The following is a 2,980-nucleotide window of genomic DNA, read 5'->3' as shown; positions in this document are numbered from 1 at the left end:
TTCCGACACCGACGCCTCGGCGCCCCGCACCATCGCGCCGGACGCGGCCGCGGCCGAGGCGTCGGTGTCGGAAACGCCCCGGGCGCCCGCGCAAAAGCTCGTCTGCGGCAAGCTCGTGCCGGCCGGGGAGGCCTGAGCCGGTGCCGCTGATCCTCGAGACGATCGTCACGACGCTCTCGCGAGAGGGCGCCCTGCACCTCGTGCCCTTCGGCCTGATCGCGGAGGGCGACGACTACGTGCTGGCGCCGTTCCGGCCCTCGCCGACGATCCTCAACCTCGAGGCCAACCCCTGCTTCTGCGCCTCGAGCCCGCGCGACGTGCGGGTGATCGCCGGCGCGGTCACCGGGCGCCGGGACTGGCCGACGGTGGCGTGCGACCGCATCCCGGGCCGGCGCCTCGCCGACAGCTTCGGCCACGCCGAGTTCGAGGTCGCGGCGGTCGAGGCCGACCCGACCCGGCCGCGCTACCGCGGGCGCCAGGTCCACGCGGCGGCGCACGCCCCGTTCATCGGCTACAACCGGGCGCAGGCCGCGGTGCTGGAGGCGGCGATCCTCTCGACGCGGCTCCACATGCTGACGCCCGACAAGGTCATGGCCGAGATGCGCTATCTCGCCATCGCGATATCCAAGACGGCCGGCCCGCGCGAGCGGGAGGCCTGGGACTGGATCGAGGACAAGGTCGCCGCCCATCTCGGGACGGACGGCCGCATCCTCGCCGACACCGCCGCCGCACGAGACGGCGGATCAGGAGTGACACCCCCATGAGGATCGAGCTGCCCATGATGAGAAGACTGGCCCTCACGAGCGCCGTGGTGATCGCCGCGGTGGCGGCGACCACGGCCCAGGCCCACGGCCCGACCCGCAAGAAGGTCGAGGAGACCGTCGAGATCAACGCCAGCCCGGACAAGGTCTGGAAGGTGATCGGCAACTTCCAGGACATGAGCTGGCTGCCGCTGGTCGAGAAGACCGAGGGCAAGGAGGGCAACACCCCCGACAAGGCCACCCGCGTCCTCACGCTCAAGGGCGGCGCCACCGTCGAGGAGAGCCTGTACAAGTACTCCGCCGAAAAGATGAGCTACTCGTACCGGATCACCAAGGTCGACGTGAAGACCCTGCCGGTGAACGATTACTCGTCCACGCTCAAGGTCGAGGCGGACGGCGACGGCAAGTCGAAGGTGTCGTGGGACGGCGCGTTCTACCGCGGCTACATGAACAACGATCCGCCGCCCGAGCTGAACGACGAGGCCTCGCAGAAGGCCGTGCGCGGCCTCTACCGCACCGGTCTCGACGCGCTGAAGGCGCAGGTCGAGAAGGGCTCTTGAGCCGTTCGATCACACCGCGACGCGGAGGCCGGCTGCGCGCCGGCCTCTCGCTCGCCCTCGCCCTGTGGCTCGTGCCGCTTGCCGCGCGCGCCGCCGAGGCGGTGGTCACGGTGCAGGGCGACAACGCCGTCGACGTGATCGACCTCGAGGCCGGCACGATCCTGCAGCGCATCCCCGTCGCCGGCTCGCCCGCCGGCATCGCGCTCTCCCCCGATCGCAGGACCGCCTACGTGACCTGCCCCGACGCGCCGGGCATCGCCGTCGTCGACCTGACCGCGCGCAAGGTCGCGCAGGTGCTGGCCCTTCCGGGCGGCCCGCTCGGCATCGCGGCGAACCCGAGGAGCGGCGCCGTCTACGTCGCCGACTGGTACGCCAAGCGGGTGTTCGTGCTGGTGCCGGGTGAGGCGGGCCTCAGGCTCGACGGCGAGATCGCGGTCGGGGCCTCGCCGTCGGGCATCGCGGTGACGCCGGACGGCGCGACGCTGCTGGTGGCCAACCGCGAGGCGGACACGGTCTCGGTGGTCGATGCCGCGACCCGCCGCGAGACCGGGACGATCGCCGTCGGCCATCATCCCTTCGGCATCACCCTCGATGCGCAAGCCAAGCGCGCCTACACCGCCAACGTCACCGGCGACGACGTGTCGGTGATCGACCTCGCCGCGGCGCGCGAGGTCGGCCGGGTGAAGACCGGCCAGCGCCCCTACGTGATCGCCCTGACGGGGGAGCGCGGCTTCGTCACCGACCAGTATTCCGGCACCGTCACGGTGTTCGATCCTGCCACCCTCGCCCCCGTGACCCGGATCGAAGTCGGCGACCACCCCGAGGGCATCGCCGCCACCGCCGACGAGCGCTCGGTGATCGTCGCCAACTGGGGCTCGAACACGCTCTCGGTCATCGACGCGCGGACGCTGACGGTGACCCGCGAGATCAAGACCGACAACAGCCCGCGGGCGTTCGGGGATTTTCTGCGCTGACGTCGCGCCGGGCGGAAGCCTGACGTGGCGCGGGTCCCTTCCCCCAGGGGGAGGACAGGATGAGGGGCGTGCGTTTTCCGGAGCGGTCACGCCCCTCACCCCAACCCTCTCCCCATGGAAGAGGGCGTGGTCCCGCGGTCGATCACGCCGCCTCGGGCGGCTCGCCGTCCTCCGGGCCCTCCGGCGCGTGCAGCATGTCCTCCAGCTCGTCGATCAGCCGGTCGATCTGGTCGGGCGTCGCCAGCACCTTGACGGTCTCGCCGTCCTCGGTGGCGAGCGCGAGCTCGATATGCGGGCCGACCCGGGCGGTGAGGACGCGGGCGAGGATTTTCAGGGCGCTCATCGGTCTTCCTTCGAAACCAGCGTGTCGGCGGAGAGCAGCGCGACGGCGAGCGCCGGGCCGCAGGTGGAGGCCCAGTCTGGCCGGCCGGCGATGCGATCCGCCAGCACCTCGGTAAAGGGCAGGCAGCGCCGGCCGAGGCGCCGGGCGAGGGCGTCGGCCAGGAAGGCGCCAGCGCCGCAGGCGATCACGGGGGCCGCAGCCGGGATGTCGGGGCGCGAGAGCAGGGTGGCGGCCGCGTCGTGGAGCAGGCGCAGCTGCGCCTCGGCGAAGTGGCCGGCAAGCGCCCGCCAGTCCTCGTCCGTCCCCTCCCCGCGGTCGCGGCCGATCATCCGGGCGAGCCGC

Annotated in this window: 4 protein-coding genes and 1 pseudogene; 3 read left to right on the top strand and 2 right to left on the bottom strand. The window is 72.3% G+C overall.

The annotated features are described in order from the left end of the window. The first annotated feature begins 140 nt into the window (after nucleotides 1-140). The 3 genes from FV223_RS24085 to FV223_RS24075 are packed head-to-tail and all read left to right on the top strand — an operon-like array spanning nucleotide 141 to nucleotide 2,295. A complete protein-coding gene (locus tag FV223_RS24085) occupies nucleotides 141-764 on the top strand; it encodes a DUF447 domain-containing protein (RefSeq protein WP_147729340.1) in 624 nt (207 codons plus the stop codon). Between the two features lie 17 nt (nucleotides 765-781). Continuing rightward, the gene (locus FV223_RS24080; RefSeq protein WP_243938988.1) at nucleotides 782-1,321 is read left to right on the top strand and encodes an SRPBCC family protein; all 540 of its coding nucleotides are present in this window, start codon (nucleotides 782-784) and stop codon (nucleotides 1,319-1,321) included. Continuing rightward, entirely contained in the window at nucleotides 1,318-2,295 is a 978-nt protein-coding gene (locus FV223_RS24075) for a YncE family protein (protein ID WP_246689783.1), read from the top strand. The genes FV223_RS24080 and FV223_RS24075 overlap by 4 nt, the downstream gene beginning before the upstream one ends. A gap of 142 nt (nucleotides 2,296-2,437) precedes the next feature. Here the strand turns inward: FV223_RS24075 and FV223_RS24070 are convergent, their stop codons facing one another. Together FV223_RS24070 and FV223_RS30760 are read right to left on the bottom strand one after the other, a co-directional pair. Beyond that, nucleotides 2,438-2,638 carry a hypothetical protein gene (locus FV223_RS24070; RefSeq protein ID WP_147729338.1) on the bottom strand — a complete coding sequence of 67 codons (201 nt, stop codon included), beginning with the start codon at nucleotides 2,636-2,638 and terminating at the stop codon, nucleotides 2,438-2,440. Continuing rightward, nucleotides 2,635-2,980, bottom strand: a pseudogene (locus FV223_RS30760) (H4MPT-linked C1 transfer pathway protein); the annotation flags it as partial. The gene FV223_RS24070 and the pseudogene FV223_RS30760, both read right to left, overlap by 4 nt.

This window comes from Methylobacterium sp. WL116, assembly GCF_008039455.1.
Taxonomy (GTDB): Bacteria; Pseudomonadota; Alphaproteobacteria; order Rhizobiales; family Beijerinckiaceae; genus Methylobacterium.
This window is presented reverse-complemented; position numbering and strand designations above follow the sequence as displayed.

Coding starts and splice junctions, on each gene's coding strand:
- FV223_RS24080 (WP_243938988.1), top strand. CDS start 782: ATGAGAAGACTGGCCCTCACGAGCGCCGTGGTGATCGCCGCGGTGGCG.
- FV223_RS24070 (WP_147729338.1), bottom strand. CDS start 2,638: ATGAGCGCCCTGAAAATCCTCGCCCGCGTCCTCACCGCCCGGGTCGGC.